Here is a 22,699-nt window from a genome sequence, read left to right as displayed (position 1 = left end):
ATGAAGCAGATCACCGCCATCATCAAGCCCTTCAAGCTGGAAGAGGTGCGCGAAGCGCTGGGCGATGTGGGCGTTTCCGGGCTCACCGTCACCGAGGTCAAGGGCTTCGGCCGCCAGAAGGGCCACACCGAGCTCTACCGCGGCGCCGAGTACGTCGTCGACTTCCTGCCCAAGGTGAAGATCGAGGTCGTCGTGAAGAACGAGGACGTCGAGCGCTGCATCGAGGCCATCGTGAAGGCCGCCAAGACCGGCAAGATCGGCGACGGCAAGATCTTCGTCACGCCGGTGGAGCAGGTGGTGCGCATCCGCACCGGCGAGACCGACGAGTCGGCGGTCTGAAGCGCCGCCGCTAGATGCGGCGGTAGTTGTCGGGGGCGGTGGACGCGCCGGCGGCTTCGGCCAGTTCGAGCAGCAGCGCCTGCGGGTCGCTGCCCACAAGCAGGGCGGCATGCTGCGCCTCGGACAGGAAGCCCTGGTCCACCGTGTGCTGCATGAACTGCAGCAGGCCGTCGTAGAAGCCGCCGGTGTTGAGCAGTCCGATGGGGCTGTCGTGGTAGCCCAGCTGGCGCCAGGTCCACACTTCGTACAACTCCTCCAGCGTGCCGATGCCGCCTGGCAGCGCGACGAAGGCGTGCGCGCGCTCGGCCATCATCTGCTTGCGCAGGTGCATGGTGGGTACCACGTGCAATTCGCTCAGCCCCTTGTGGCCCACCTCGCGTTGCATGAGCGTTTCGGGGATCACGCCGACCACGCGCCCGCCGGCCGCCAGCACGGCATCGGCCACCTCGCCCATCAGCCCGACCTTGCCGCCGCCGTAGACGAGCTGCCAGCCTCGTGCGCCGATGGCGGTGCCGAGCGCACGCGCAGCCTCGGCGTAGGCCGGCAATGCGCCGTGGCGCGAGCCGCAGTAGACGCAGACGCTGAAGGGGGTGGGTGTGCTCATGCCAGGAACCTTGTCCAGAGTGCGGCGGCCCAGATGCCGCCGGCCAGCAGCAGCGACAGCATCACGGCCGCGCTGCCGAAGTCCTTCGCGCGCTTGGACAGCTCGTGCAACTCCAGCGACACGCGGTCGACCGTCGCCTCGATGGCGGAATTCAGCAGTTCGACGATCAGCACCAGGAGCACGCTGCCGGCCAGCAGCGCCACCTCGACCCAGCCGCGCCCCAGCCACAGCGCCAGCGGCAGCAGCAGCGCCGCCAGCCACAGCTCCTGCCGGAACGCGCTCTCGTGGCGGTAGGCGCTGCGCAAGCCCTGCAGCGAGTAGCCTGCGGCATGAACGACGCGGTCGATGCCGGTGCGGCCCTTGTGCGGGTTGGAACTGGAGGCCATGTCGGCCCGGATTCTAGGAGGCGCGCTGGTTGGTCCAGTCCACCAGCCGCGTGCCGCAGACCGCGTCGTGCAGGAACTGGCGCTGCGGATGCAGGCGCGACAGCAGCGCGTAGGTCAGCACGCCGACCGCCAGGGCGGTGAAGACCGCGGCGCTGCTCTTCAGTCCAGAGGCCCACACCGTCACGAGCGCGGGCATGAACCACAGCCAGCTCAGCACATAGCGGCACAGGGCACGCACTCTGCGCACCTGCCGGCCGTCGTGGGTGACGAGGCGGATGCGCCAGGTCTGCATCGCCAGCGTCTGGCCGCTGCGTGTCCAGCACCACACGAAGTAGGCGCCGAGCACGACGAACAGCACGGCCTGCATGCCGTGCACGCCCACCAGGGCATGACGCTGCTGCGTGGCGACCGAGTACACGAATCCGGCCGCCATCACGACGCCGAACAGCAGCACGCCTTCGTACAGGAAACACGCCATCCGGCGCAGCAGGGCTGGCGCCCGCAGGTCGCCCGTGGCCACCGGAACCGCCGTCACGGGCGGTCGTCCGGTGCCGAGGCCGCGCTGACCGCGGCTCCCTGCGGGCCACGCCGCGGCAGCAGCGTGTCGGGATGCACGAAACCTTCGGTGGCAGCGATCTTGGGCAGGCCGGGCTGCTGGTGCGCCGGCGCCGGGGTGCGCGTCGACATCACCGAGGTGGTGGCGCCGGGACGGGCCTGCACGACGGTGGGCGTCACGGGCTTGGCGGCCGTCTGGCGCGCCGGGGAGACGATGTTGCGCTTGGGCGCCGGCTCGCCGGTGCCGTTGCCATTCGCCGCAGACGCCTTGACCGCCGGCTTCGCGCGCTGCTGCGCGAGCTTGCGGCGTTCGTCGTCGGGCAGGGCCTGGTACGCCTCCCAGCGCGCCTGGCGGTCTTCGGGGCTGAACTGGCGCGATTCCTTGAACTGCATGCGTGCGCGGGTGCGCTCGGCGGGGGTCATCCGGGCCCAGGCCGCCATGCGCTCCTGCAGACGCTGGCGATCCGCCGGGTGCATCTTGGGGTAGCGCCCGGCCACCTCCAGCCACTTGGCCTTCTGCTGGCTGTCGATGGCCGACCAGTCGCGCTGCAGCGGGGCCAGCACGGTCTGCTGCGCCTTCGTCAGCTGCGACCAGGCCGGTGGCTCGCCGTCGGCGGCCAGCGCCACCCCGGTGCACAGGGCAAGCGCGAACAAGGCTGCAGCCAGGCGAAGCGTCATGGATTCGGCGAGCGCAGGTACTCGGCGAAGCCGGGATCGCTGTAGGCAGCGGGCGGCAGGTCGTCGGCCAGCAGCACGGCGTCGATGTCCGCCGCCGCCAGCACCTGCTCGCGCAGGTTCCACTGGTCGATGAACACCAGGCCGACCAGCAGCACCAGCAAGGGCAGCAGTGCCGCCATGCGTTGCCACCACGGCGGCGGGCCGCCCAGGCGCAGCGAGCCTCCGCCCGTGCCCAGCACGGATGCCGCAGGCGACGGCGCCAGACGGCGCATCTCGCGCGCGCGGCCGATGGCCTGCTCGCGGGCGGCGCGCAGCCGCTCGCTGACGTCGTGCGGCAATGCGCCGGCTTGCTCGCTGAGCCCGGCGACCAGCCGCGCCGCGACGCGCGCCTGCAGGGCTTCGGCGTCGATGTACGGTGTGAGGCTTCTCATGGCACGATTCCCTTGGATCGAAGGGCCTTCGCCAGCGCGTGAACCGCCCGGGAGCAGTGCGTCTTGACACTGCCTTCCGAGCAACCCATCACGGCCGCCGTTTCGGCCACATCGAATTCCTCCCAGTAACGCAGCAGGAAGGCTTCGCGTTGACGATCGGGCAGGGCCCCGACCTCGATCTCGATCCTCCGCAGGATCTGCCCGCGCGAAACGGCGTCTGCCGCGCTCTCGGCGCCCATCGCGCCGTCCATCGATTGCAGAGTTTCCAGCAGATCGAAGTCGCCGTCATCGTCGTTTCCCTCGAAGTCCGAGAGATTGCTCACGATGGCATTGCGCACCTTCTGGCGCCGGAACCAGTCCATCGTCGCATTCGACAGGATGCGCTGGAACAGCAGCGGCAGTTCCGCCGGCGGGCGGTCGGCGTACTTCTCGGCCAGACGGATCATCGTGTCCTGCACGATGTCCAGCGCCGCCTCGTCGTCGCGCACGGCAAAGGCCGTGCGCTTGAATGCGCGCTTCTCGACGCTCTTGAGGAAATCGGTGAGTTCTTTGTCGGTGGCCAACGCAGGCTCGGCGGCGGCGGCATGCCCGGTTCGGGCGCGGCGGATTATGGCATCGGGCCCGCCGGCGCCGCGCCCGCGTCGCAGGTGGTGACATAATGCTGCCCCGCACAACGCTCTTTATGGGTCTCATGCCGGCCGTCCGACCTGGACGGCGGTGTTTTGGCCGCGCGCAGCACCGAAGCCGTCTCACGAGGACGCGACCAAGGTGCACCGATGGTTTTTCGTCAGAGAAATTCACAAAGGTTTGAAATGGACATGTCTGCCGCGGAAGTCAAGCGTGCCGCAATGGCACAGCCTTCCTCTCCCCCTGGTTCTCCCGCCCCCGAGCCCAACGGCTCGGAAATCCTGGTTCGCTGCCTGCAGGCCGAAGGGGTCAAGTACCTCTGGGGCTACCCGGGCGGAGCCGTTCTCTACATCTACGACGCGCTCTACAAGCAAGAGAGCATCGAGCACGTGCTCGTGCGCCACGAGCAGGCGGCGGTCCACGCCGCCGACGGCTACGCGCGCGCCACCGGCGAAGTCGGCGTGGCCCTGGTCACCAGCGGCCCGGGCGTCACGAATGCCGTCACCGGCATCGCCACCGCGTACATGGACTCGATCCCGATGGTGATCATCACCGGGCAGGTGCCGACGCCGGCGATCGGCCTCGACGCCTTCCAGGAGTGCGACACCGTCGGCATCACGCGCCCCATCGTCAAGCACAACTTCCTGGTGAAGGACGTGCGCGACCTGGCGCAGACGATGAAGAAGGCCTTCCACATCGCGCGCACGGGCCGTCCGGGCCCGGTGGTGGTGGACGTGCCGAAGGACGTCTCGCTGAAGACCTGCGCCTTCCACTACCCCGAGTCGGTGGAGATGCGTTCGTACAACCCGGTGAAGAAGGGCCATGGCGGGCAGATCCGCAAGGCCGTGCAGCTGCTTCTGGCAGCCAGGCGGCCGTACATCTACACCGGCGGCGGCGTCATCCTGGGCAACGCCTCGGCCGAGCTGCGGCAGCTGTGCGACCTGCTCGGCTACCCGGTGACGAACACGCTGATGGGTCTGGGCGCCACGCCGTCCAGCGACCCGAAGTTCCTGGGCATGCTGGGCATGCACGGCACCTACGAGGCCAACATGACGATGCAGAACTGCGACGTCCTGCTGGCCGTGGGGGCGCGTTTCGACGACCGCGTGATCGGCAACCCGAAGCACTTCGCCTCGGTCGAACGCAAGATCATCCACGTCGACATCGATCCGTCGAGCATCAGCAAGCGCGTCAAGGTCGACATTCCCATCGTCGGCGACGTGAAGGACGTGCTGGTCGAGCTGATCACCCAGATCAAGGAAGCGCAGAGCCGTCCCGACGCCGGCGCCCTGAACGCCTGGTGGAGCCAGATCAACGAGTGGCGCAAGCGCGAGTGCCTGGCCTACAAGGGCAGCAGCGAGGTCATCAAGCCGCAGATGGTGGTCGACAAGCTGTGGCAGCTGACCAAGGACCGCGACACGTACATCACCTCCGACGTCGGCCAGCACCAGATGTGGGCGGCGCAGTACTACCGCTTCGAGCAGCCGCGGCGCTGGATCAATTCCGGCGGCCTGGGCACGATGGGCGTGGGCCTGCCGTACGCGATGGGCATCAAGTTGGCCAAGCCGGACGCCGACGTCTTCTGCATCACCGGCGAAGGCAGCATCCAGATGTGCATCCAGGAGCTGTCGACCTGCAGCCAGTACAAGACGCCGGTCAAGATCATCAGCCTGAACAACCGCTACCTCGGCATGGTGCGGCAGTGGCAGCAGCTGGACTACGGCGGCCGCTACTCGCACAGCTACATGGACGCGCTGCCCGACTTCGTGAAGCTGGCAGAGGCCTATGGCCACGTCGGCCTGCTGGTCGAGAAGCCGGGTGACGTCGAGGGCGCGCTGAAGGAGGCGATCCGGTTGAAGGACCGCACCGTCTTCCTCGACATCCGCACCGACCCGACCGAGAACGTCTGGCCCATGGTGCAGGCGGGCAAGGGCATCAGCGAGATGCTGCTGGGTTCCGAGGACCTGTGAGCGCCTGAATGCGCCGCCTGGCCGCAGCGTTACCGCGCTGCGTCCGTGCGGCGCAGGATGGCACCCACCGCCCCGGAACATCGTTGACTTCCACATCGAACAGCGAGGCCAAGGACCGCCGGTGACCGCCGGCGGCGCCGAGGAGCCCCGCAGGACGAAGGACCCCATGAAACACATCATTGCCGTGCTGCTCGAGAACGAGCCCGGCGCCCTGTCGCGCGTGGTCGCGCTGTTTTCCGCCCGCGGCTACAACATCGAGAGCCTGACGGTCGCGCCGACCGAGGACCCGAGCCTGTCGCGCATGACCATCGTCACCACCGGCAGCGACGAGGTCATCGAGCAGATCACCAAGCACCTGAACCGGCTCATCGAGGTCGTGAAGGTGGTCGACCTGACCGAAGGTGCGTTCACCGAGCGCGAGCTGATGCTCATCAAGGTGCGCGCGGTGGGCAAGGAGCGCGAGGAGATGAAGCGCATGGCCGACATCTTCCGCGGCCGCATCATCGACGTCACCGAGAAGAGCTACACGATCGAGCTCACCGGCGACTCGGGCAAGCTCGACGCCTTCCTGCTCGCGATCGACCGCGCCGCGATCCTGGAGACCGTGCGCACCGGTGCCAGCGGCATCGGCCGCGGCGAGCGCATCCTCCGGGTCTAGCCCCACCCACACCAGCCACGCATCCCACCAGTTTCAACGGAGAAGACCATGAAGGTTTATTACGACAAGGACGCCGACCTGTCCCTCATCAAGGGCAAGAACGTCACCATCATCGGCTACGGCTCGCAGGGCCACGCCCACGCGCAGAACCTCAACGACAGCGGCTGCAAGGTCACGGTCGGCCTGCGCAAGGGTGGCGCCAGCTGGAACAAGGTCGAGAAGGCCGGCCTGAAGGTGGCCGAGGTCGCCGACGCGGTGAAGGACGCCGACGTCGTGATGATCCTGCTGCCCGACGAGCAGATCGCCGCGGTCTACAAGAACGACGTCGAGCCGTACATCCGCAAGGGCGCCTCGCTGGCCTTCGCGCACGGCTTCAACGTGCACTACGGCCAGGTCGTGCCGCGTGACGACCTCGACGTGTGGATGGTCGCGCCGAAGGCCCCCGGCCACACCGTGCGCAACACCTACACGCAAGGCGGCGGCGTGCCGCACCTGATCGCCGTGCACGCCGACAAGAGTGGCAAGGCGCGCGACCTGGCGCTGAGCTACGCCGCGGCCAACGGCGGCGGCAAGGCCGGCATCATCGAGACCAACTTCCGCGAAGAGACCGAGACCGACCTGTTCGGCGAGCAGGCCGTGCTGTGCGGCGGCACGGTGGAACTGATCAAGGCGGGCTACGAGACACTGGTGGAAGCCGGCTACGCGCCCGAGATGGCGTACTTCGAGTGCCTGCACGAGCTCAAGCTGATCGTCGACCTGATCTACGAAGGCGGCATCGCGAACATGAACTACTCGATCTCGAACAATGCCGAGTACGGCGAGTACGTGACGGGCCCGCGCATCGTCACCGACGAGACCAAGAAGGTCATGAAGCAGGTGCTGAAGGACATCCAGACCGGCGAGTACGCCAAGAGCTTCATCCTGGAGAACCGTGCCGGTGCGCCGACGCTGACCAGTCGCCGCCGCATCACCAGCGAGCACTCGATCGAGGTCGTGGGCGAGAAGCTGCGCGCGATGATGCCGTGGATCAAGGCCAACAAGCTGGTTGACAAGAGCCGCAACTGAGCGGGGCCGCGGCCCGGGCCAGCGCCCGGGCCGCGGTATCCTTCGCCGGATGAACGACGACAACAAGTTCGCCGACGACGAACAGGGCCAGCCCGCCACCGAACCGCGGCCGCGGCGCAAGGGCATCTACATCCTGCCCAACGCCATCACGCTGGCGGCGCTGTTCAGCGGCTTCTACGGCATCGTGATGGCGATGAACGGCCGCTTCGAGCTGGCCTGCATCGCGATCTTCGTGGCCGCGGTGCTCGACAGCCTCGACGGCCGCGTCGCGCGCATGACGAACGCCCAGAGCGCGTTCGGCGAGCAGATGGACAGCCTGTCCGACATGGTGAGCTTCGGCGCAGCGCCGGCGCTCATCGTGTACATCTGGGCGCTGAAGGACCTGGGCAAGCCGGGCTGGATCCCGGCCTTCGTCTACATCGCCGGTGCGGCGCTGCGCCTGGCGCGCTTCAACGTCAACATCGGCGTCGTCGACAAGCGCTTCTTCCAGGGCCTGCCGAGTCCGGCGGCAGCGGCCATCGTGATCGGGCTGGTGTGGGTGATGGACGACGCGGGCTTCCGGAACGTGTCGCAGATCGACTGGCTGGCCTGGACGGCTGCCGGCGTCACGCTGTATGCCGGCCTGTCGATGGTGACCAATGCACCGTTCTACAGCTTCAAGGTGGTGGGCGGCCGCAAGACCGTGCCCTTCATCGTCCTGGTGGCGGTGGCGCTGGGCATCGCGCTGATCAGCCTGGACCCGCCGCGGGTGCTGTTCGCGATCTTCTGCGCCTACGGCCTGTCGGGCTACGTCGTGTACGCGGTGCGCAAGGCCAAGGGCAAGCAGGTGAGCGTCATCGCGACCTCGACCGACGAACCCGACGAGCAGGGCCTGCACCGCTGAGGTGGGCCCCCGTGCTAGCATCGATGCCGTGATGACGAACCGCCCCCCGATCTCGCTGCTACTGCTAGGAGTGCTTCAGGCGCGCTGATCGTCCACGACCTCCTTTGCCCATCACGGATCGACGGCCCGCCCAGCGCAACGCAGCGGGCCGTTTGCATTTCAGATTCCCACCCGGCTGCGTGTACCCCCCAGACCCCCGGAGACCACCATGCCGATGCTTCCCGACCCCGCCACCAAGTACCGCGCCTTCGCCCCGGCGCGCCTGGCCGACCGCCGCTGGCCCGACGTGCAACTGCAGCGTGCGCCGCTGTGGTGCAGCGTGGACCTGCGCGACGGCAACCAGGCGCTGATCGAACCGATGGACCCGGCGCGCAAGCTGCGCCTGTTCGAAACCCTGGTCCGCATCGGCTTCAAGGAGATCGAGGTCGGCTTCCCGGCTGCATCCCAGGCCGACTTCGACTTCGTGCGCCTGCTCGTCGAGCAGCGGCTGATCCCCGACGACGTGACCATCCAGGTGCTGACGCAGGCCCGCGACCACCTCATCGCGCGCACCTTCGAAGCGCTGCAGGGCGCGCCGCGCGCCATCGTGCACCTGTACAACGCCACCGCGCCGGTGATGCGGCGCGTGGTGCTGGGCATGGCCGAGGACGGCATCGTCGAGCTCGCCACGACCCACGCCCGGCTGCTGCAGCAGCACGCCGCGCAGCAGCCGGGCACGCAATGGACCTTTCAATATTCGCCCGAGATGTTCTCGGGCACCGAGCTCGCGTTCAGCAAGCGCGTGGTCGACGCCGTGACGGCGGTGTGGCAGCCGTCGCCGGGGCGCAAGTGCATCGTGAACCTGCCGTCGACGGTGGAGCACAGCACGCCGAACATCTTCGCCGACATGATCGAGTGGATGCACCGGCACCTCGAGCGCCGCGACAGCATCGTGCTGTCGGTGCACCCGCACAACGACCGCGGCACCGGCACGGCCGCGGGCGAATTCGCGTTGATGGCCGGCGCCGACCGCATCGAGGGCTGCCTGTTCGGCAACGGCGAACGCACCGGCAACGTCGACCTCGTGAACATCGCGCTGAACCTGTACACGCAGGGCGTCGCGCCGGGGCTCGACTTCTCCGACATCGACGACATCCGCCGCACCGTCGAGCACTGCAACCAGCTGCCGGTGCACCCGCGGCATCCGTACGTGGGCGACCTCGTCTACACCTCCTTCTCGGGCTCGCACCAGGATGCGATCAAGAAGGCCTTCGCGGCGCGGCGGGAGTCCGACGTCTGGGACATGCCCTACCTGCCCATCGATCCGAAGGACCTCGGGCGCAGCTACGACGCCGTGATCCGCGTCAACAGCCAGTCGGGCAAGGGCGGCATCGCGTACCTGCTCGAGAACGACTACGGGCTGGAACTGCCGCGCCGCCTGCAGATCGAGTTCAGCCAGGTGGTGCAGGGCGTGATGGACACGCAGGGTCGCGAACTGCAGGCTGCCGACCTGTGGCGGATCTTCGAGACCGAATACCGGCTGGGCGACGACGCGCCCGCGATCGAGCACCCGCACACGCGCGAGCTGGCCGACGGCCGCCTGCACCTGCACACCGGCCTGCGCTGCGGCGCGGCGACGCTCCGGCTGCAGGGCGAGGGCAACGGCCCCGTCGACGCCTTCGTGGCGGCGCTGGCCGCGGCGCTGGGCGTGGCCGTGCGCGTGCTCGACTACCACGAGCACGCCATCGGCTCCGGCGCGCAGGCGCGTGCCGCGGCCTACCTCGAGCTGCGCATCGGCGAAGACCGCAGCTTGTTCGGTGTCGGCATCGATGCCAACATCGTTACCGCCTCGATGAAGGCCGTGCTCTCGGGCCTGCTGCGTGCCGGCATCGCGCTCGAGCAACGCAGCCCGGCCGCCGCCTGAGACGGCGCCAGAACCCCCACAGGACCCCGCCATGACCGACAAGCTCATCATCTTCGACACCACGCTGCGCGATGGTGAACAGTCCCCCGGCGCCTCGATGACGCGCGACGAGAAGCTGCGCATCGCACGCCAGCTCGAGCGCCTGCGCGTGGACGTCATCGAGGCCGGATTCGCGGCGTCGAGCAACGGCGACTTCGAGGCCGTGAAGGCGATCGCCGCTGCCGTGCGCGAGTCCACCGTCTGCTCGCTGGCACGGGCCAACGACCGCGACATCGGGCGTGCCGCCGAAGCGCTGCAGCCGGCGGCGCGGGCGCGCATCCACACGTTCATCGCCACCTCGCCGCTGCACATGGAAAAGAAGCTGCGCATGACACCCGACCAGGTGCACGAGCAGGCCATCCAGGCGGTGCGGTTCGCGCGCAACCTGTGCGCCGACATCGAGTTCTCGCCCGAGGACGGCTACCGCAGCGAGCCCGACTTCCTGTGCCGCGTGCTCGAAGCCGTGATCCGCGAAGGCGCCACCACGATCAACATCCCCGACACCGTGGGCTATGCCGTGCCCGAGCTGTATGGCGCGTTCATCCGCTCGCTGCGCGAGCGCATCCCGAACAGCGACAAGGCCGTGTGGTCGGTGCACTGCCACAACGACCTGGGCATGGCGGTGGCGAACTCGCTGGCCGGCGTGAAGATCGGCGGTGCGCGCCAGGTCGAATGCACGATCAACGGCCTGGGCGAACGTGCGGGCAACTGCAGCCTGGAAGAAGTGGTGATGGCGGTGCGCACGCGCCGCGACTACTTCGGGCTCGAGCTCGGCATCGACACGACGCAGATCGTGCCGGCCTCGCGCATGGTGAGCCAGACCACCGGTTTCGTCGTGCAGCCGAACAAGGCCGTGGTGGGCGCCAACGCCTTCGCGCACGCCAGCGGCATCCACCAGGACGGCGTGCTGAAGGCGCGCGACACCTACGAGATCATGCGTGCCGAGGACGTGGGCTGGGCGGCCAACAAGATCGTGCTCGGCAAGCTCTCGGGACGCAATGCGTTCAAGCAGCGCTTGCAGGAACTGGGCGTGGTGCTGGAGTCCGAGGCCGAGATCAACGCCGCCTTCACGCGATTCAAGGATCTGGCCGACCGCAAGAGCGAGATCTTCGACGAGGACATCATCGCGCTGGTCGGCGACGAGAGCGTCACCGCAGCGCAGGAGCACTACCGGCTGCTGTCGCTGGCGCAGCGCTCCGAGATGGGCGAGCGGCCCCACGCCGCTGTGTCTTTTGCCGCTGGTGAGACGGAGTTTCGAGCCGAAAGCGATGGTAACGGACCGGTGGATGCCAGTCTGAAGGCGATCGAGTCGAAGGTGAAAAGTGGCGCGGAAATGCTGCTGTACTCGGTGAATGCCATCACCTCGGGCAGCACAGAATCCCAGGGCGAGGTCACCGTGCGACTGCAACACGGCGGCCGGGTCGTCAACGGTGTGGGTTCCGATCCCGACATCGTCGTCGCTTCGGCCAAGGCCTACCTGTCGGCGCTGAACAAGCTGCACAGCACGGCAGAACGGGTGGCGGCACAGGGCTGACCGCGGAGACCTCGCAGGCGACGCGACAGGCACTTGAGGAATACCACGCAAGTTTTTGATCTTGCGTGCTTTTTTCCAGTGGCCTACACTTTGACGCATTCTCTGCCGAGGTCTTCCGTGGGCACTTCCGACAACTCGCTGTTCCGCCGTGCCGGCCAGGCCCTGCTGGCGCTGGCCTGCGCGGCACTGATGCTGCCGGGCCAGGCTGCCGCCGCGAGCGCCGCGCCCTCGAAGTCCAAGGCCGCCGCAGCGCAGTCGTCGAAGGCCAAGCCGGTGCGCAACGCCCGCGCGGCCAAGGCCAGCGTGAAACGCAAGCGTGTCGTGCGCGCCGAGCCGCCGCGGCCATCGTTCGGCCAGATCTACGGCCTGCACGCCACCGATGACCCGCTCGACCTGAAGTCGAGCGTCGCGCTCGTCATCGACCAGGACACCGACCAGGTGCTGGTCAGCAAGAACCCCCAGGCGGTGCTGCCCATCGCCTCGATCACCAAGCTGATGACGGCGCTGGTCGTCACCGAAGCGCAGCTGCCGCTGGACGAGACCCTGACGGTCTCGCAGGACGACGTCGACACCGAAAAGGGCAGCGGCTCACGCCTGCGCGTGGGCACGCAGCTCAGCCGCGGCGACATGCTGCACCTGGCGCTGATGGCCTCGGAAAACCGCGCCGCCCATGCGCTCGGCCGCCATTACCCCGGCGGGCTGGACGCCTTCGTCGAGGCCATGAACCGCAAGGCGGTGGAGCTGGGCATGGCGGACACGCGCTACGTCGAGCCCACCGGGCTGAGCAGCCGCAACCAGTCCAGCGCGACCGACCTGACGCTGCTGGTCAAGGCGGCCTACGCCCACCCCATCATCCGCGAACTGTCGACGTCGCCGGCCGCGCAGGTCGCCGTCGGCAAGCGGCAGCTGCAGTTCCACAGCACCAACGGCCTCGTGCGCAGCAGCACCTGGGACATCGGCCTGCAGAAGACCGGCTACATCTCGGAAGCGGGCCGTTGCCTGGTGATGCAGGCGCAGCTGGCAGGTCGCCGGCTGATCATGGTGCTGCTGGACTCGGCCGGCAAGTATTCGCGCATCGGCGACGCCGAGCGCATCCGCAAGTGGCTGGCCGCGCAGGCCGAAGCCGTCGCCGACGACGCGCCCACGGCCACGCTGCAGTAAGGGGGCAGCGCTGGGGCGCCGCCGCGCCCGGGCTCAGCCGCGGTAGCCGAGCGCGGCCGAGATCTGCGCCGCCGTGCCCTTGACCTTGTCGAGCCAGCCTTCTTCCAGGCGGTCGGCGGGTGCCGACACCGACAGCCCCGCCAGCAGCTTGCCCTGGTCGTCGAAGACGCCCGCGGCCATGCAGCGCACACCCAGCTCCAGTTCCTCGTCGTCGCGTGCGCAGCCCAGCGCACGCACCGAGGCCAGTTCGCGTTCCAGCCGCGCCAGGTCGGTGATGCTGTTGCGGGTGTGGCCGGTGAGGCCCGTGCGCGTGGCGTAGGCGCGCACGCGCGCGGGGTCTTCGTGGGCCAGGAACAGCTTGCCCACCGAGGTCAGGTGCAGCGGCGCGCGGCCGCCGATGGCGCGCACCACCTGCATGCCCGACCGCTCGCTGTAGGTGCGTTCGATGTAGACGATCTCGTCGCCCTGGCGCATCGACAGGTTCACGGGCTGGTGCGTCAGCTTGTGCAGCTCGCGCATCGGCCCGAGGGCCGCGTCGCGCACGTCGAGCCGCGCCTTCACCAGGTTGCCCAGTTCCAGCAGCCGCATGCCCAGCCGGTAGCTGCCGGCCTGCGGGCGGTCGACGAAGCGGCCGATGGCCAGGTCGTTGAGGATGCGGTGCGCGGTGGACGGGTGCAGGCCCGTGCGTTCGCTGATCTCCTTCAGCGACACCGGATCCTGTTGCGAGGCCAGCATGTCGAGCAGGGCGAAGGTGCGTTCCAGCACCTGGATGGTGGGTGTCGTCTGGTCCTTGCTGCTCATGGGGGCGGTCGATGCGGAGTGACTTGCATTTTGCATCGCGGAAGCGTCGGCTGCATACCGGTATTTCCGGCCCGCGCGGTGCTTCAACCGGGCAGCGACGCCGCCGCCGCCTCGCCGCTGCGCACCGCTCCTTCCAGCGTGGCGGGGTAGGGGCCGGCGGTGTAGTCGCCGGCGGCCCACAGGCGCGGCGCGACCTGCCCGGGCGGGCGGTCCAGGGCCGGAGTGCAGCGGAAGGTGGCGCGCTTCTCGGCCAGCACGCGCAGCACGCGCGCGCCGGGCAGCAGCGCCGCCGTCTGGCGCAGCACGGCGGCGCCGGTGGCATCCAGCCCGCGATCGATCCAGGGCCGGGCACCGCTGACGACGCACGCGAACACGCCGGGCGTGCCGCCCAAGGCCGCGTGGTCAAAGGCGAACTGCGCGGGCGCGTCGGCGCCTTCCTGCAGGGCCAGCATCGGCGCCGGCCAGCGCACGCCGTCGCAGTGCAGGTAGACGGTGACAATGGGCTCGTAGCGCAGCGCAGCGGCGCGTGCCGACCAGCCCGGTGCGACATCCTCCACCAGCCGTGCCGCCTCGGCCGCGCTGCAGGCCAGCACCACGGCGTCGAAGGGCGCGCCGTCCACCCGCCAGCCCGCGCCGTCGGCCTGCAACTGCCGCACGCGGCTGCCGGCATGCACGGCTGCGCCGGCCGCCTGCAGCCAGGCATGGGCCGGCGCCGGCAGCAGCGTGCCGAGCGGCTGGCGCGGCAGCAGCAGGTCGGCCGCGCCGGGGCCGCTGAACAGCGCGTCGCGCAGCACCCGCAGAAGCACGCTGGCGCTGGCCTCGGCCGCGGGCGTGTTCAGGGCCGCCACGCACAGCGGGTCGATCAGCAGCGCGCGCACGCGGGGCGGCAGGCGGCGGCACAGCGCGTCGACGGTGAGCGCAGGGTCGCACCGGAAACCGCGCAGCATCCAGCCCGAGGCGGCCGCGAGCAGGGCCAGGCGGTCGGACCAGGTCCAGCCGCGACAGGCCAGCACGCCACGCACGAAGCCAGGCAGCGCCGGGCCGGGCGGCAGGCGCAGGCCGCGCCCGTCGGGGTACAGCAGGGTCAGCGGCAGTCGTGTCAGCAGCGCCTGCGGGTCGGCGCCGACGGTGCGCATCAGCGCCAGCGTGCGCTGGTAGGCGCCGATCAGGATGTGCTGGCCGTTGTCGAGCACCTGCCCGTCGATGTCGACGCTGCGTGCGCGCCCGCCCAGTTGCGCCGCCATCTCGAACAGCACCACCGCGTGCCCGGCTTCACGCGCGCGCACCGCGGCCGCCAGCCCGGCCCAGCCGGCTCCGACGACGGCCACCCGCGCCATCAGCGGCCGCGCACGTGGGTGCGCGCGGCGATCCAGAGCTTGCGCAGCGGCGTCAGCGAGGTGCGCTGGTGCAGCACCTGGAAGCCCTGCGCCTCGATCTCGCGCAGCAGCGTGCGGTAGATGTTGGCCATCATCAGCCCCGGCTTCTGCGGCTGGCGGTCGACGGCAGGCAGCAGGGACAGGGCTTCGTCGTAGGTGGCGTGGGCGCGTTCGGCCTGGAACTTCATCAGCGCCGTGAAGCGGTCGCTGTAGCCCCAGGGCTTGGCGCGCTGCAGGATCTCGCTGGCCTTGACGTCGAAGCGCTGCAGTTCCGACACCGGCAGGTAGATGCGGCCCCGGCGTGCGTCGTCGCCGACGTCGCGGATGATGTTGGTCAGCTGCATCGCGCGGCCCAGCGTGTGGGCGTAGCGCACGGTGTCGGCCTCGCTGCGGCCGAAGATGTTGGCCGCGACCTCGCCGACCACGCCCGCCACCAGATGGCAATAGCGCGACAGGCCGGCGAAGTCGAGGAAGCGCGTCTGCTCCAGGTCCATCTGGCAACCGTCGATGACGGCGTTCAGGTGGCCGGCCTCGATGCCGAAGTCGGGCGCCAGCGGCAGCAGGGCCTGCATGACCGGGTGGCTGGGCCGGCCGGCGTAGGCGGTGGCGACTTCCTTGCGCCACCAGGCCAGCTTGGTCGCGGCGACCGAGGGGTCGCTGACCTCATCGACAACATCGTCGACCTCGCGGCAGAAGGCGTAGAAGGCGGTGATCGCCGCACGCCGCGGCGGCGGCAGAAACAGGAACGCGTAGTAGAACGACGAGCCGCTCTTCGAGGCCCGGTCCTGCACGTACTGCTGCGGCGTCATGCCGCGCGTGCCGCGGTCGACCCCATGCGCAGCGCGCGCCACAGCAGGCGGGGCGCGTCCAGCGCAGTGAGCTTCGGTCGGGCGTGCAGCGTGGCGTGGTCCATGGCCGCGATTCTCTCCAGAATCCGCAGTCCGCCTTGCACCACCAGCCGCAATTCCCAGCCGGCGCGGCCCGGCAGGCGCAGCGCCAGCGGTGCGCCGTCGTGCATCAGTGCCCGCGCCCAGTCGCACAGCGAGGCCACGAGCGCCCGCGTCGCCGCGGTGTCCGGGCCGTGCAGATCGGGCAGCTGCAGGCCGTGCGCCACGAGCGCGTCCTGGGGCACGTAGACCCGGCCGCGCGGGTGGTCCACGCTCAGGTCCTGCCAGAAGTTGATGAGCTGCAGCGAAGTGCAGATGGCGTCGGACTGCCGCAGCGACAGCGCGTCGGTCGTGCCGTACAGGTGCAGCAGCAGCCGCCCGATGGGATTGGCAGAGCGCCGGCAGTAGTCCAGCAGCGCCGTGCGGTCGATGTACGACGGGTTGCCCACGTCCTGCGCGAACGCGTCCAGCAGGTCGTGCAGCGGCTGCGCGGGCAGGGCGTAGCGCTCGATCGCGCTGCGCAGCCGCAGGAACACCGGCGCCCAGCGTGGCTGCGGCGGGCTGCCGCCGAGGCAGGCCTGCAGGTCGGCGCGGTAGGCCCGCAGGTCGGCCAGGCGCTGCGCAGGCGGCGCGTCGCCCTCGTCGGCGATGTCGTCGGCCGTGCGCGCGAAGTGGTAGATGGCCACCACGGCCGGCCGCAGCGCAGGCGGGCACAGCACGGAGGCCACGGGGAAATTCTCGTAATGGTCGACGCTCACGGCGGCGATTCTCGCCGTGCCGCGGCGGCGTCCGTTGTCATGCCACGTGCGTTGACACAGCACAAACCCTTGCCTACATTACTGACCGGTCAGTCATTAACTCGGTCATCGGCGCCCATGAACCCCCCGACATCGTCCTTGCCGCGCCTGCACCTGGCGCCCGTGTTGCTGCCGGTGGTGGTGGCGCTGACGGCGGTGCTCGCCGGCTGCTCCCGCCCTGCGCCGGCCCCCGAGCCCGTGCGCGCGGTGCGCACCTTGACCATCAGCGCCGACAGCGCAGGCGGCAGCCACGACTATGCTGCCGAGGTGCGCGCCCGCACCGAGTCGCGCCTGGCGTTCCGCGTCGGCGGCAAGATGGTCGCGCGGCCGGCCGAGGTCGGCCAGCGCGTGCGTGCCGGGCAGGTCCTGGCGCAGCTGGACCCGCAGGACCTGCGCCTCGCGCAGACCGCTGCGGCGGCCGCCCTGCAAGCAGCGCAGGTCAACATGGAACTCGCCGAAGCCGACTTTCAGCGCTACCAGGGCCTGCGCGCCCAAGGCTTCATCAGCGCCGCCGAGCTCGATCGCCGCGCCAGCACGCTGAAGGCCGCCAAGGCGCAGTTCGCGCAGGCGCAGGCGCAGGCCGGCGTGCAGGGCAACCAGGCGGCGTACAGCGCGCTCACCGCCACCGTGGCCGGGGTCGTCACCGCGGTCGAGGCCGAACCGGGCGCCGTGCTCGCTGCCGGCACGCCGGTGGTGCGCCTGGCGCACGACGGCCCGCGCGACGTGGTCTTCGCGGTGCCCGAGGACGTGGTGGCGCGCATGCGCCCGCTCCTGGGCCAGCCCGGCGCGCTGAAGGTGCGCCTGTGGGGCCAGCAGGCGATGCTGCCGGCCACGCTGCGCGAAGTGGCCGCGGCGGCCGACCCGGCCACGCGCACGTTCCAGGTCAAGGCCGACCTCGGCGGCGCCGAGGCCCAGCTGGGCCAGACCGCCACCGTCGTGATCGACCTGCCCCGGCAGGAAGGCGTGACGCGCCTGCCGCTGACCGCGGTGATGCAGCAGCAGGGCAGGACCGCCGTGTGGCGGCTGGACACCGCCAGCATGACGGTGCAGGTGCAGCCGGTGCAGGTGGCGGGGGCGGACGGCAACACCGTCATCGTCACCGCGGGCCTGCAGCCGGGGCAGGTGGTGGTGACGGCGGGCGTGCACGTGCTGACGCCGGGCCAGAAGGTCAAGCTGTACCAGGCGACGACGCCGCCGGCCGCTGCGGCGTCGTCCGCGTCGGCCGCCGCGCGCTGAAGGGGCCGCGATGCAGACCGACGACGCCATCGGCGAAGCGCAGCGCCTGCCCGTGAACCCGGGCGACGCCGGCAGCTCGCGCTTCAACATCTCGCGCTGGGCGCTGATGCACCCGGCGCTGACACGCTACCTGATGATCGTGCTGATGGTGCTGGGCGTCACCGCCTACTTCCAGCTCGGCCAGGACGAGGACCCGCCGTTCACCTTCCGCGCGATGGTCGTGCAGGCCTTCTGGCCCGGCGCCAGCGCGCAGCAGATGGCCGAGCAGGTCACCGACAAGATCGAGAAGACGCTGCAGGAGGTGCCGTACGCCGACAAGATCCGCAGCTACACCAAGCCGGGCGAGTCGCTGACCATCCTGCAGCTGAAGGACTCGTCGCCGGCGAAGGACGTGCCGCAGAGCTGGTACCAGGCGCGCAAGCGCGTGGGCGACATGCGCAGCACGCTGCCCGCGGGCGTGATCGGCCCGGTCTTCAACGACGACTTCGGCGATGTCTACGGCTCCATCTACGCGCTGCAGGCCGACGGCTTCTCGCCCGAGGAACTGCGTGTGCAGGCCGAGCGCGTGCGCCAGCGGTTGCTGCGCGTGCCCGACGTGGCCAAGGTCGAGATCTTCGGCGCTCAGGCCGAGAAGCTGTTCATCGAGATCTCGCAGAAGCGCCTGGCCACGCTGGGCCTGGACTTCGGCCAGGTGCTGGCGCAGATCGGTGCGCAGAACGCGGTGGAAGGCGCGGGCGTGCTGAACGCGGGCAGCGAGAACCTGCAGATGCGCGTGGCCGGCCAGTTCAATTCCGTCGACGAGCTGCGGCGCTTCCCGATCCGCGCCGTCAATGCCGCCACCGGCGTCGCCAGCACGATCCGCCTGGGCGACATCGCCACCATACAGCGCGCCTACGCCGACCCGCCGCAGGTGATGGTGCGCCACCAGGGCCAGCAGGTGGTGGCGCTCGGCATCTCGATGGCCAAGGGCGGCGACATCATCGCGCTGGGCAAGGCCCTGCAGGCGGCCAGCCGGTCGATCCAGGACGACCTGCCCGTGGGCCTGACGCTGGCGCAGATGCAGGACCAGCCCGAGGCGGTGGCGCGCTCGGTGGGCGAATTCGTGAAGGTGCTGGTCGAGGCCATCGTGATCGTGCTGGCCGTCAGCTTCATCAGCCTGGGGCTGCACCTGCGTCCGCTGCGCGTGGACATCTGGCCCGGGCTGGTCGTCGGCATCACGATCCCGCTGGTGCTCGCGATCACGTTCGTGACGATGTTCTACTGGGGCGTGGGCCTGCACAAGATCTCGCTGGGCTCGCTGATCATCGCGCTCGGCCTGCTGGTCGACGACGCCATCATCGCGGTCGAGATGATGGTGCGCAAACTCGAAGAGGGCTACGACAAGATGCGTGCCGCCACGCACGCCTACGACGTCACCGCGATGCCGATGCTGACCGGAACGCTGATCACCGCCGCGGGATTCCTGCCCATCGGCATGGCCAAGTCCGTGACGGGCGAATACACCTTCGCGATCTTCGCCGTCACCGCGGCGGCACTGATCATTTCGTGGTTCGTCTCGGTCTACTTCGTGCCCTACCTGGGCGCACGGCTGCTGCACAACCACGCGCGCCTCACCGGTGCCGGCGAGCAGCCGCACGAACTGTTCGACACGCCGTTCTACACACGCTTCCGCCGCGCCGTGCATTGGTGCGTGCAGCACCGCTGGATCACCATCGGCCTGACCGTGCTGACGTTCGCTCTGGGCATCGTCGGGATGGGCCGCGTGCAGCAGCAGTTCTTCCCCGATTCGAGCCGGCCCGAGATCCTGGTCGACCTGTGGCTGCCCGAGGGCTCGACCATCCAGCAGAGCAACGAGGTCGCGCAGCGCTTCGAGCGCCGCATGCTGCAGGAGGCCGGCGTGTCCACGGTGAGCACCTGGGTCGGCTCGGGCGTGCCGCGCTTCTATCTGCCGCTGGACCAGATCTTTCCGCAGAGCAACGTCAGCCAGAGCATCGTGCTGCCCAAGGGCCTGCCCGAACGCGAGGAACTGCGCGTGCGGCTGCCGAAGCTGCTGGCCGAGGAGTTCCCCGAGGTGCGCGGTCGCGTGAAGCTGCTGCCCAACGGGCCGCCGGTGCCTTATCCGGTGCAGTTCCGTGTCGTCGGCACCGAAGTGGCCGCTGTGCGCCAATGGGCCGACCAGGCCAAGGAGATCCTGCGCGCCAACCCCAGCATGCGCGGCGTCAACGACAACTGGAACGAGAGCATCAAGGTGCTGCGCCTGAACATCGACCAGGACAAGGCGCGCGCGCTCGGCGTCACCAGCCAGCAGCTGGCCCAGGCCTCGCGCACGATGCTGTCGGGCAGCACCGTGGGCCAGTACCGCGAAGGCGACAAGCTGGTCGACATCGTGCTGCGCCAGCCGCTGGACGAGCGCAACACCATCACCGACATCGGCAACGGCTACGTGCCCACCGGCAGCGGCCGCGCGGTGCCGTTCCCGCAGGTGGCGAAGGCGGAGTTCGGCTGGGAGCCGGGCATCCTGTGGCGCGAGGGCCGGGACTTCGCCGTGACGATCCAGGGGGACGTCGTCGAAGGCGTGCAGGGCCCCACCGTCACCGCGCAGGTGTGGCCGCAGCTGCAGGCGCTGGCCGCGACCATGCCGCCGGGCTACCGCATCGAGGTGGCGGGCGCGGTCGAGGAAAGCAGCAAGGGGCAGGGCTCGATCGCCGCGGGCGTGCCGGTGATGCTGTTCATCATCTTCACGCTGCTGATGCTGCAGCTGCAGAGCTTCAGCCGCTCGATGCTGGTGTTCCTGACCGGGCCGCTGGGCATCGCCGGCGTCGCCGGGGCACTGCTGCTGCTGAACCGGCCGTTCGGCTTCGTCGCGCTGCTGGGCGTGATCGCTCTGATGGGCATGATCATGCGCAACTCGGTGATCCTGATCGACCAGATCGAGCAGGACCGCGCCCGCGGCGTGCCGGCCTGGGACGCCATCGTCGAGTCGGCGGTGCGGCGCTTCCGGCCCATCGTGCTCACGGCCGCCGCCGCGGTGCTGGCGATGATCCCCCTGTCGCGCAGCGTGTTCTGGGGCCCGATGGCCGTGGCCATCATGGGCGGCCTGATCGTGGCCACCGTGCTGACGCTGCTGGCGCTGCCGGCGATGTATGCCGCCTGGTTCCGCGTCAAGCGGGAGCCGGCTGCCGCGGCCGAGCTAAACTAGCGGGTTTTCCGATCAGCCGAGTTTGGAGGGGTCGCAGCCGCGGCCCCTTCTGCACTTCAAGTCCGCACTTCCACGCTGCGCCGGTGGCGAAATTGGTAGACGCACCAGGTTTAGGTCCTGACGCCTTCACGGGCGTGCCGGTTCGAGTCCGGCTCGGCGCACCAGCGATTCCTTCCTTGCACTAGAGACATCATCATGGCCGTCAACGTCGAAACCCTCGAAAAACTCGAACGCCGCATCACGCTGACGCTGCCGGCGAGCACGATCAACGGCGAGGTCGAAACCCGCCTGAAGAAGCTGGCGCGCACCGTCAAGGCCGACGGCTTCCGCCCCGGCAAGGTGCCGATGTCGGTGGTGGCCCAGCGCTACGGCTACAGCGTGCAGTACGAGGTGGTCAACGACCGCGTCGGCCAGGCCTTTGCCGAAGCCACCAACGAAGCCAAGCTGCGTGTGGCCGGAGCGCCGCGCATCACGCAGAAGGACGAGGCGCCCGAGGGCGCGCTGGCCTTCGACGCCACGTTCGAGGTCTACCCCGAGGTGAAGATCGGCGACCTGGCTGCGGCCGAGATCGAGCGCGTCAGCACCGAGGTGACCGAGGCCGCGATCGACCGCACCGTCGAGATCCTGCGCAAGCAGCGCCGCACCTTCGCGCAGCGCCCGGCCGCCGAAGGCGCCGAGGAAGGCGACCGCGTGACGATCGACTTCGACGGCAAGATCGACGGCGAGCCGTTCGCCGGCGGCAAGGCCGAGGCCTTCCAGTTCCTGATCGGCGAGGGCCAGATGCTCGAGCAGTTCGACAAGGCCGTGCGCGGCATGAAGGTCGGCGAGAGCAAGACCTTCCCGCTGCAGTTCCCGGCCGACTACCACGGCCAGGACGTGGCCGGCAAGGAAGCCGACTTCCTGGTGACGATGAAGAAGATCGAGCGCCAGGACCTCCCCGCCGTGGACGACGCCTTCGCCAAGAGCCTGGGCATCGCCGATGGCACCGTCGAGGCGCTGCGTGCCGACGTCAAAAAGAACCTCGAGCGCGAGGTGAAGTTCCGTGTGCAGGCGCGCAACAAGGCCGCCGTGATGGACGCCCTGAGCAAGGCCGCCGAACTCGATCTGCCGAACGCGCTGATCGCCAGCGAACTGCAGCGCCTGGTCGAGCAGGCCCGTGCCGACCTGAAGCAGCGTGGCGTGAAGGACGCGGAGAGCGTCGACCTGCCCGAGGACATCTTCAAGCCGCAGGCCGAGCGCCGCGTGCGCCTGGGCCTGGTCGTCAGCGAGCTGGTGCGCGGCAACAACCTGCAGGCCAAGCCCGAGCAGCTGCAGGCCCACATCGAAGAGATGAGCCAGAGCTACGAGAAGCCCGCGGAGGTGATGCGCTGGTACCTCAGCGACCGCCAGCGCATGGCCGAGGTCGAGGCCGTGGTGATCGAGAACAACGTCACCGCGTTCGTCCTGGCGCAGGCGAAGGTGACGGACAAGGTGCTACCGTTCGACGAACTGATGGCCAGTCAATGAGCCCCCACACTCCCTTGCGGTCGCTGCCCCCCGAGGGGGCGCATGCGGCGGGCAGGCGGAGCCA

General features: G+C 69.5%; 21 protein-coding genes and 1 tRNA gene. 12 read left to right on the top strand and 10 right to left on the bottom strand.

The features are described from left to right. Entirely contained in the window at window positions 1-339 is a 339-nt protein-coding gene (locus tag ACPOLB_RS02750) for a P-II family nitrogen regulator (RefSeq protein ID WP_425259761.1), read from the top strand. A gap of 10 nt (window positions 340-349) precedes the next feature. On the opposite strand, the gene ACPOLB_RS02745 is transcribed toward ACPOLB_RS02750, so the two are convergent. From ACPOLB_RS02745 to ACPOLB_RS02720, 6 genes are read right to left on the bottom strand one after another with little or no spacing between them, the layout of a single operon-like run. Continuing rightward, window positions 350-943: a TIGR00730 family Rossman fold protein gene (locus tag ACPOLB_RS02745; RefSeq protein ID WP_425259760.1), complete on the bottom strand. Its 594-nt coding sequence runs from the start codon at window positions 941-943 to the stop codon at window positions 350-352. Then, a complete protein-coding gene (locus ACPOLB_RS02740; protein ID WP_425259759.1) occupies window positions 940-1,329 on the bottom strand; it encodes a diacylglycerol kinase in 390 nt (129 codons plus the stop codon). The genes ACPOLB_RS02745 and ACPOLB_RS02740 overlap by 4 nt, the downstream gene beginning before the upstream one ends. Window positions 1,330-1,342: 13 nt before the next feature. Then, on the bottom strand, window positions 1,343-1,864 hold the full coding sequence (locus tag ACPOLB_RS02735; protein WP_425259758.1) for an RDD family protein: 522 nt from the start codon (window positions 1,862-1,864) through the stop codon (window positions 1,343-1,345). Beyond that, the gene (locus ACPOLB_RS02730) at window positions 1,861-2,562 is read right to left on the bottom strand and encodes a DUF3106 domain-containing protein (RefSeq protein ID WP_425259757.1); all 702 of its coding nucleotides are present in this window, start codon (window positions 2,560-2,562) and stop codon (window positions 1,861-1,863) included. Before ACPOLB_RS02730 ends, ACPOLB_RS02735 begins: the two co-directional genes overlap by 4 nt. After that, window positions 2,559-2,993, bottom strand: coding sequence for a DUF3619 family protein (locus ACPOLB_RS02725; protein WP_425259756.1), 435 nt, complete (start codon window positions 2,991-2,993; stop codon window positions 2,559-2,561). The genes ACPOLB_RS02730 and ACPOLB_RS02725 overlap by 4 nt, the downstream gene beginning before the upstream one ends. After that, window positions 2,990-3,556, bottom strand: a complete 567-nt coding sequence (locus ACPOLB_RS02720; protein WP_425259755.1) for an RNA polymerase sigma factor — start codon at window positions 3,554-3,556, stop codon at window positions 2,990-2,992. The genes ACPOLB_RS02725 and ACPOLB_RS02720 overlap by 4 nt, the downstream gene beginning before the upstream one ends. A gap of 249 nt (window positions 3,557-3,805) precedes the next feature. On the opposite strand from ACPOLB_RS02720, the gene ACPOLB_RS02715 reads away from it, so the two are divergent. The 7 genes from ACPOLB_RS02715 (at window position 3,806) to pbpG (ending at window position 12,833) form a co-directional block, all read left to right on the top strand. Next, entirely contained in the window at window positions 3,806-5,590 is a 1,785-nt protein-coding gene (locus ACPOLB_RS02715; protein WP_425259754.1) for an acetolactate synthase 3 catalytic subunit, read from the top strand. 166 nt (window positions 5,591-5,756) lie between these two features. Further along, complete coding sequence (gene ilvN / locus ACPOLB_RS02710) at window positions 5,757-6,248, top strand: acetolactate synthase small subunit (RefSeq protein ID WP_425259753.1); 492 nt, start codon at window positions 5,757-5,759, stop codon at window positions 6,246-6,248. A 48-nt stretch (window positions 6,249-6,296) separates the two neighbouring features. Continuing rightward, window positions 6,297-7,313, top strand: coding sequence for a ketol-acid reductoisomerase (ilvC, locus tag ACPOLB_RS02705; RefSeq protein ID WP_425259752.1), 1,017 nt, complete (start codon window positions 6,297-6,299; stop codon window positions 7,311-7,313). Between the two features lie 49 nt (window positions 7,314-7,362). Then, a complete protein-coding gene (pssA, locus tag ACPOLB_RS02700) occupies window positions 7,363-8,196 on the top strand; it encodes a CDP-diacylglycerol--serine O-phosphatidyltransferase (protein ID WP_425259751.1) in 834 nt (277 codons plus the stop codon). 214 nt (window positions 8,197-8,410) lie between these two features. Then, window positions 8,411-10,099 carry a 2-isopropylmalate synthase gene (gene leuA / locus ACPOLB_RS02695; protein WP_425262006.1) on the top strand — a complete coding sequence of 563 codons (1,689 nt, stop codon included), beginning with the start codon at window positions 8,411-8,413 and terminating at the stop codon, window positions 10,097-10,099. A gap of 31 nt (window positions 10,100-10,130) precedes the next feature. Beyond that, on the top strand, window positions 10,131-11,672 hold the full coding sequence (locus ACPOLB_RS02690) for a 2-isopropylmalate synthase (RefSeq protein WP_425259750.1): 1,542 nt from the start codon (window positions 10,131-10,133) through the stop codon (window positions 11,670-11,672). A gap of 189 nt (window positions 11,673-11,861) precedes the next feature. Continuing rightward, window positions 11,862-12,833, top strand: a complete 972-nt coding sequence (gene pbpG / locus ACPOLB_RS02685) for a D-alanyl-D-alanine endopeptidase (RefSeq protein ID WP_425262005.1) — start codon at window positions 11,862-11,864, stop codon at window positions 12,831-12,833. 33 nt (window positions 12,834-12,866) lie between these two features. Here pbpG and ACPOLB_RS02680 read toward each other — a convergent pair whose 3' ends face one another. The 4 genes from ACPOLB_RS02680 to hpnC all read right to left on the bottom strand — a co-directional run bounded on the left by ACPOLB_RS02680 (window position 12,867) and on the right by hpnC (window position 16,655). After that, window positions 12,867-13,634 carry an IclR family transcriptional regulator gene (locus ACPOLB_RS02680; RefSeq protein ID WP_425259749.1) on the bottom strand — a complete coding sequence of 256 codons (768 nt, stop codon included), beginning with the start codon at window positions 13,632-13,634 and terminating at the stop codon, window positions 12,867-12,869. Window positions 13,635-13,717: 83 nt separating this feature from the next. Continuing rightward, window positions 13,718-14,971: a hydroxysqualene dehydroxylase HpnE gene (gene hpnE, locus ACPOLB_RS02675; protein WP_425259748.1), complete on the bottom strand. Its 1,254-nt coding sequence runs from the start codon at window positions 14,969-14,971 to the stop codon at window positions 13,718-13,720. Beyond that, complete coding sequence (gene hpnD / locus ACPOLB_RS02670) at window positions 14,971-15,819, bottom strand: presqualene diphosphate synthase HpnD (RefSeq protein ID WP_425259747.1); 849 nt, start codon at window positions 15,817-15,819, stop codon at window positions 14,971-14,973. The genes hpnE and hpnD overlap by 1 nt, the downstream gene beginning before the upstream one ends. Then, the gene (gene hpnC, locus ACPOLB_RS02665; RefSeq protein ID WP_425259746.1) at window positions 15,816-16,655 is read right to left on the bottom strand and encodes a squalene synthase HpnC; all 840 of its coding nucleotides are present in this window, start codon (window positions 16,653-16,655) and stop codon (window positions 15,816-15,818) included. The genes hpnD and hpnC overlap by 4 nt, the downstream gene beginning before the upstream one ends. A 117-nt stretch (window positions 16,656-16,772) precedes the next feature. On the opposite strand from hpnC, the gene ACPOLB_RS02660 reads away from it, so the two are divergent. From ACPOLB_RS02660 to tig, 4 genes are all read left to right on the top strand, one after another. Beyond that, on the top strand, window positions 16,773-17,930 hold the full coding sequence (locus ACPOLB_RS02660) for an efflux RND transporter periplasmic adaptor subunit (protein ID WP_425259745.1): 1,158 nt from the start codon (window positions 16,773-16,775) through the stop codon (window positions 17,928-17,930). A 106-nt stretch (window positions 17,931-18,036) separates the two neighbouring features. Further along, window positions 18,037-21,129, top strand: coding sequence for an efflux RND transporter permease subunit (locus ACPOLB_RS02655; RefSeq protein ID WP_425262004.1), 3,093 nt, complete (start codon window positions 18,037-18,039; stop codon window positions 21,127-21,129). 77 nt (window positions 21,130-21,206) lie between these two features. Next, window positions 21,207-21,293 (top strand) — tRNA-Leu (locus ACPOLB_RS02650). A 31-nt stretch (window positions 21,294-21,324) separates the two neighbouring features. Then, on the top strand, window positions 21,325-22,635 hold the full coding sequence (gene tig, locus ACPOLB_RS02645) for a trigger factor (protein WP_425259744.1): 1,311 nt from the start codon (window positions 21,325-21,327) through the stop codon (window positions 22,633-22,635). Window positions 22,636-22,699: the final 64 nt, after the last annotated feature.

The sequence above is a fragment of the Rubrivivax soli genome, assembly GCF_049810355.1.
In the GTDB taxonomy this organism is placed as follows: domain Bacteria; phylum Pseudomonadota; class Gammaproteobacteria; order Burkholderiales; family Burkholderiaceae_C; genus Rubrivivax.
Note: the sequence above shows the minus strand (reverse complement) of the source record. Positions and strands in the feature narration are given on the sequence as shown.

What these genes read in the sequence shown, in the direction of transcription:
- ACPOLB_RS02750 (WP_425259761.1), top strand. Translation starts at nt 1, where the DNA reads ATGAAGCAGATCACCGCCATCATCAAGCCCTTCAAGCTGGAAGAGGTG.
- ACPOLB_RS02745 (WP_425259760.1), bottom strand. Translation starts at nt 943, where the DNA reads ATGAGCACACCCACCCCCTTCAGCGTCTGCGTCTACTGCGGCTCGCGC.
- ACPOLB_RS02740 (WP_425259759.1), bottom strand. Translation starts at nt 1,329, where the DNA reads ATGGCCTCCAGTTCCAACCCGCACAAGGGCCGCACCGGCATCGACCGC.
- ACPOLB_RS02730 (WP_425259757.1), bottom strand. Translation starts at nt 2,562, where the DNA reads ATGACGCTTCGCCTGGCTGCAGCCTTGTTCGCGCTTGCCCTGTGCACC.
- ACPOLB_RS02725 (WP_425259756.1), bottom strand. Translation starts at nt 2,993, where the DNA reads ATGAGAAGCCTCACACCGTACATCGACGCCGAAGCCCTGCAGGCGCGC.
- ACPOLB_RS02715 (WP_425259754.1), top strand. Translation starts at nt 3,806, where the DNA reads ATGGACATGTCTGCCGCGGAAGTCAAGCGTGCCGCAATGGCACAGCCT.
- ilvN (WP_425259753.1), top strand. Translation starts at nt 5,757, where the DNA reads ATGAAACACATCATTGCCGTGCTGCTCGAGAACGAGCCCGGCGCCCTG.
- ilvC (WP_425259752.1), top strand. Translation starts at nt 6,297, where the DNA reads ATGAAGGTTTATTACGACAAGGACGCCGACCTGTCCCTCATCAAGGGC.
- pssA (WP_425259751.1), top strand. Translation starts at nt 7,363, where the DNA reads ATGAACGACGACAACAAGTTCGCCGACGACGAACAGGGCCAGCCCGCC.
- leuA (WP_425262006.1), top strand. Translation starts at nt 8,411, where the DNA reads ATGCTTCCCGACCCCGCCACCAAGTACCGCGCCTTCGCCCCGGCGCGC.
- ACPOLB_RS02690 (WP_425259750.1), top strand. Translation starts at nt 10,131, where the DNA reads ATGACCGACAAGCTCATCATCTTCGACACCACGCTGCGCGATGGTGAA.
- pbpG (WP_425262005.1), top strand. Translation starts at nt 11,862, where the DNA reads ATGCTGCCGGGCCAGGCTGCCGCCGCGAGCGCCGCGCCCTCGAAGTCC.
- ACPOLB_RS02680 (WP_425259749.1), bottom strand. Translation starts at nt 13,634, where the DNA reads ATGAGCAGCAAGGACCAGACGACACCCACCATCCAGGTGCTGGAACGC.
- hpnE (WP_425259748.1), bottom strand. Translation starts at nt 14,971, where the DNA reads ATGGCGCGGGTGGCCGTCGTCGGAGCCGGCTGGGCCGGGCTGGCGGCC.
- hpnD (WP_425259747.1), bottom strand. Translation starts at nt 15,819, where the DNA reads ATGACGCCGCAGCAGTACGTGCAGGACCGGGCCTCGAAGAGCGGCTCG.
- ACPOLB_RS02660 (WP_425259745.1), top strand. Translation starts at nt 16,773, where the DNA reads ATGAACCCCCCGACATCGTCCTTGCCGCGCCTGCACCTGGCGCCCGTG.
- ACPOLB_RS02655 (WP_425262004.1), top strand. Translation starts at nt 18,037, where the DNA reads ATGCACCCGGCGCTGACACGCTACCTGATGATCGTGCTGATGGTGCTG.
- tig (WP_425259744.1), top strand. Translation starts at nt 21,325, where the DNA reads ATGGCCGTCAACGTCGAAACCCTCGAAAAACTCGAACGCCGCATCACG.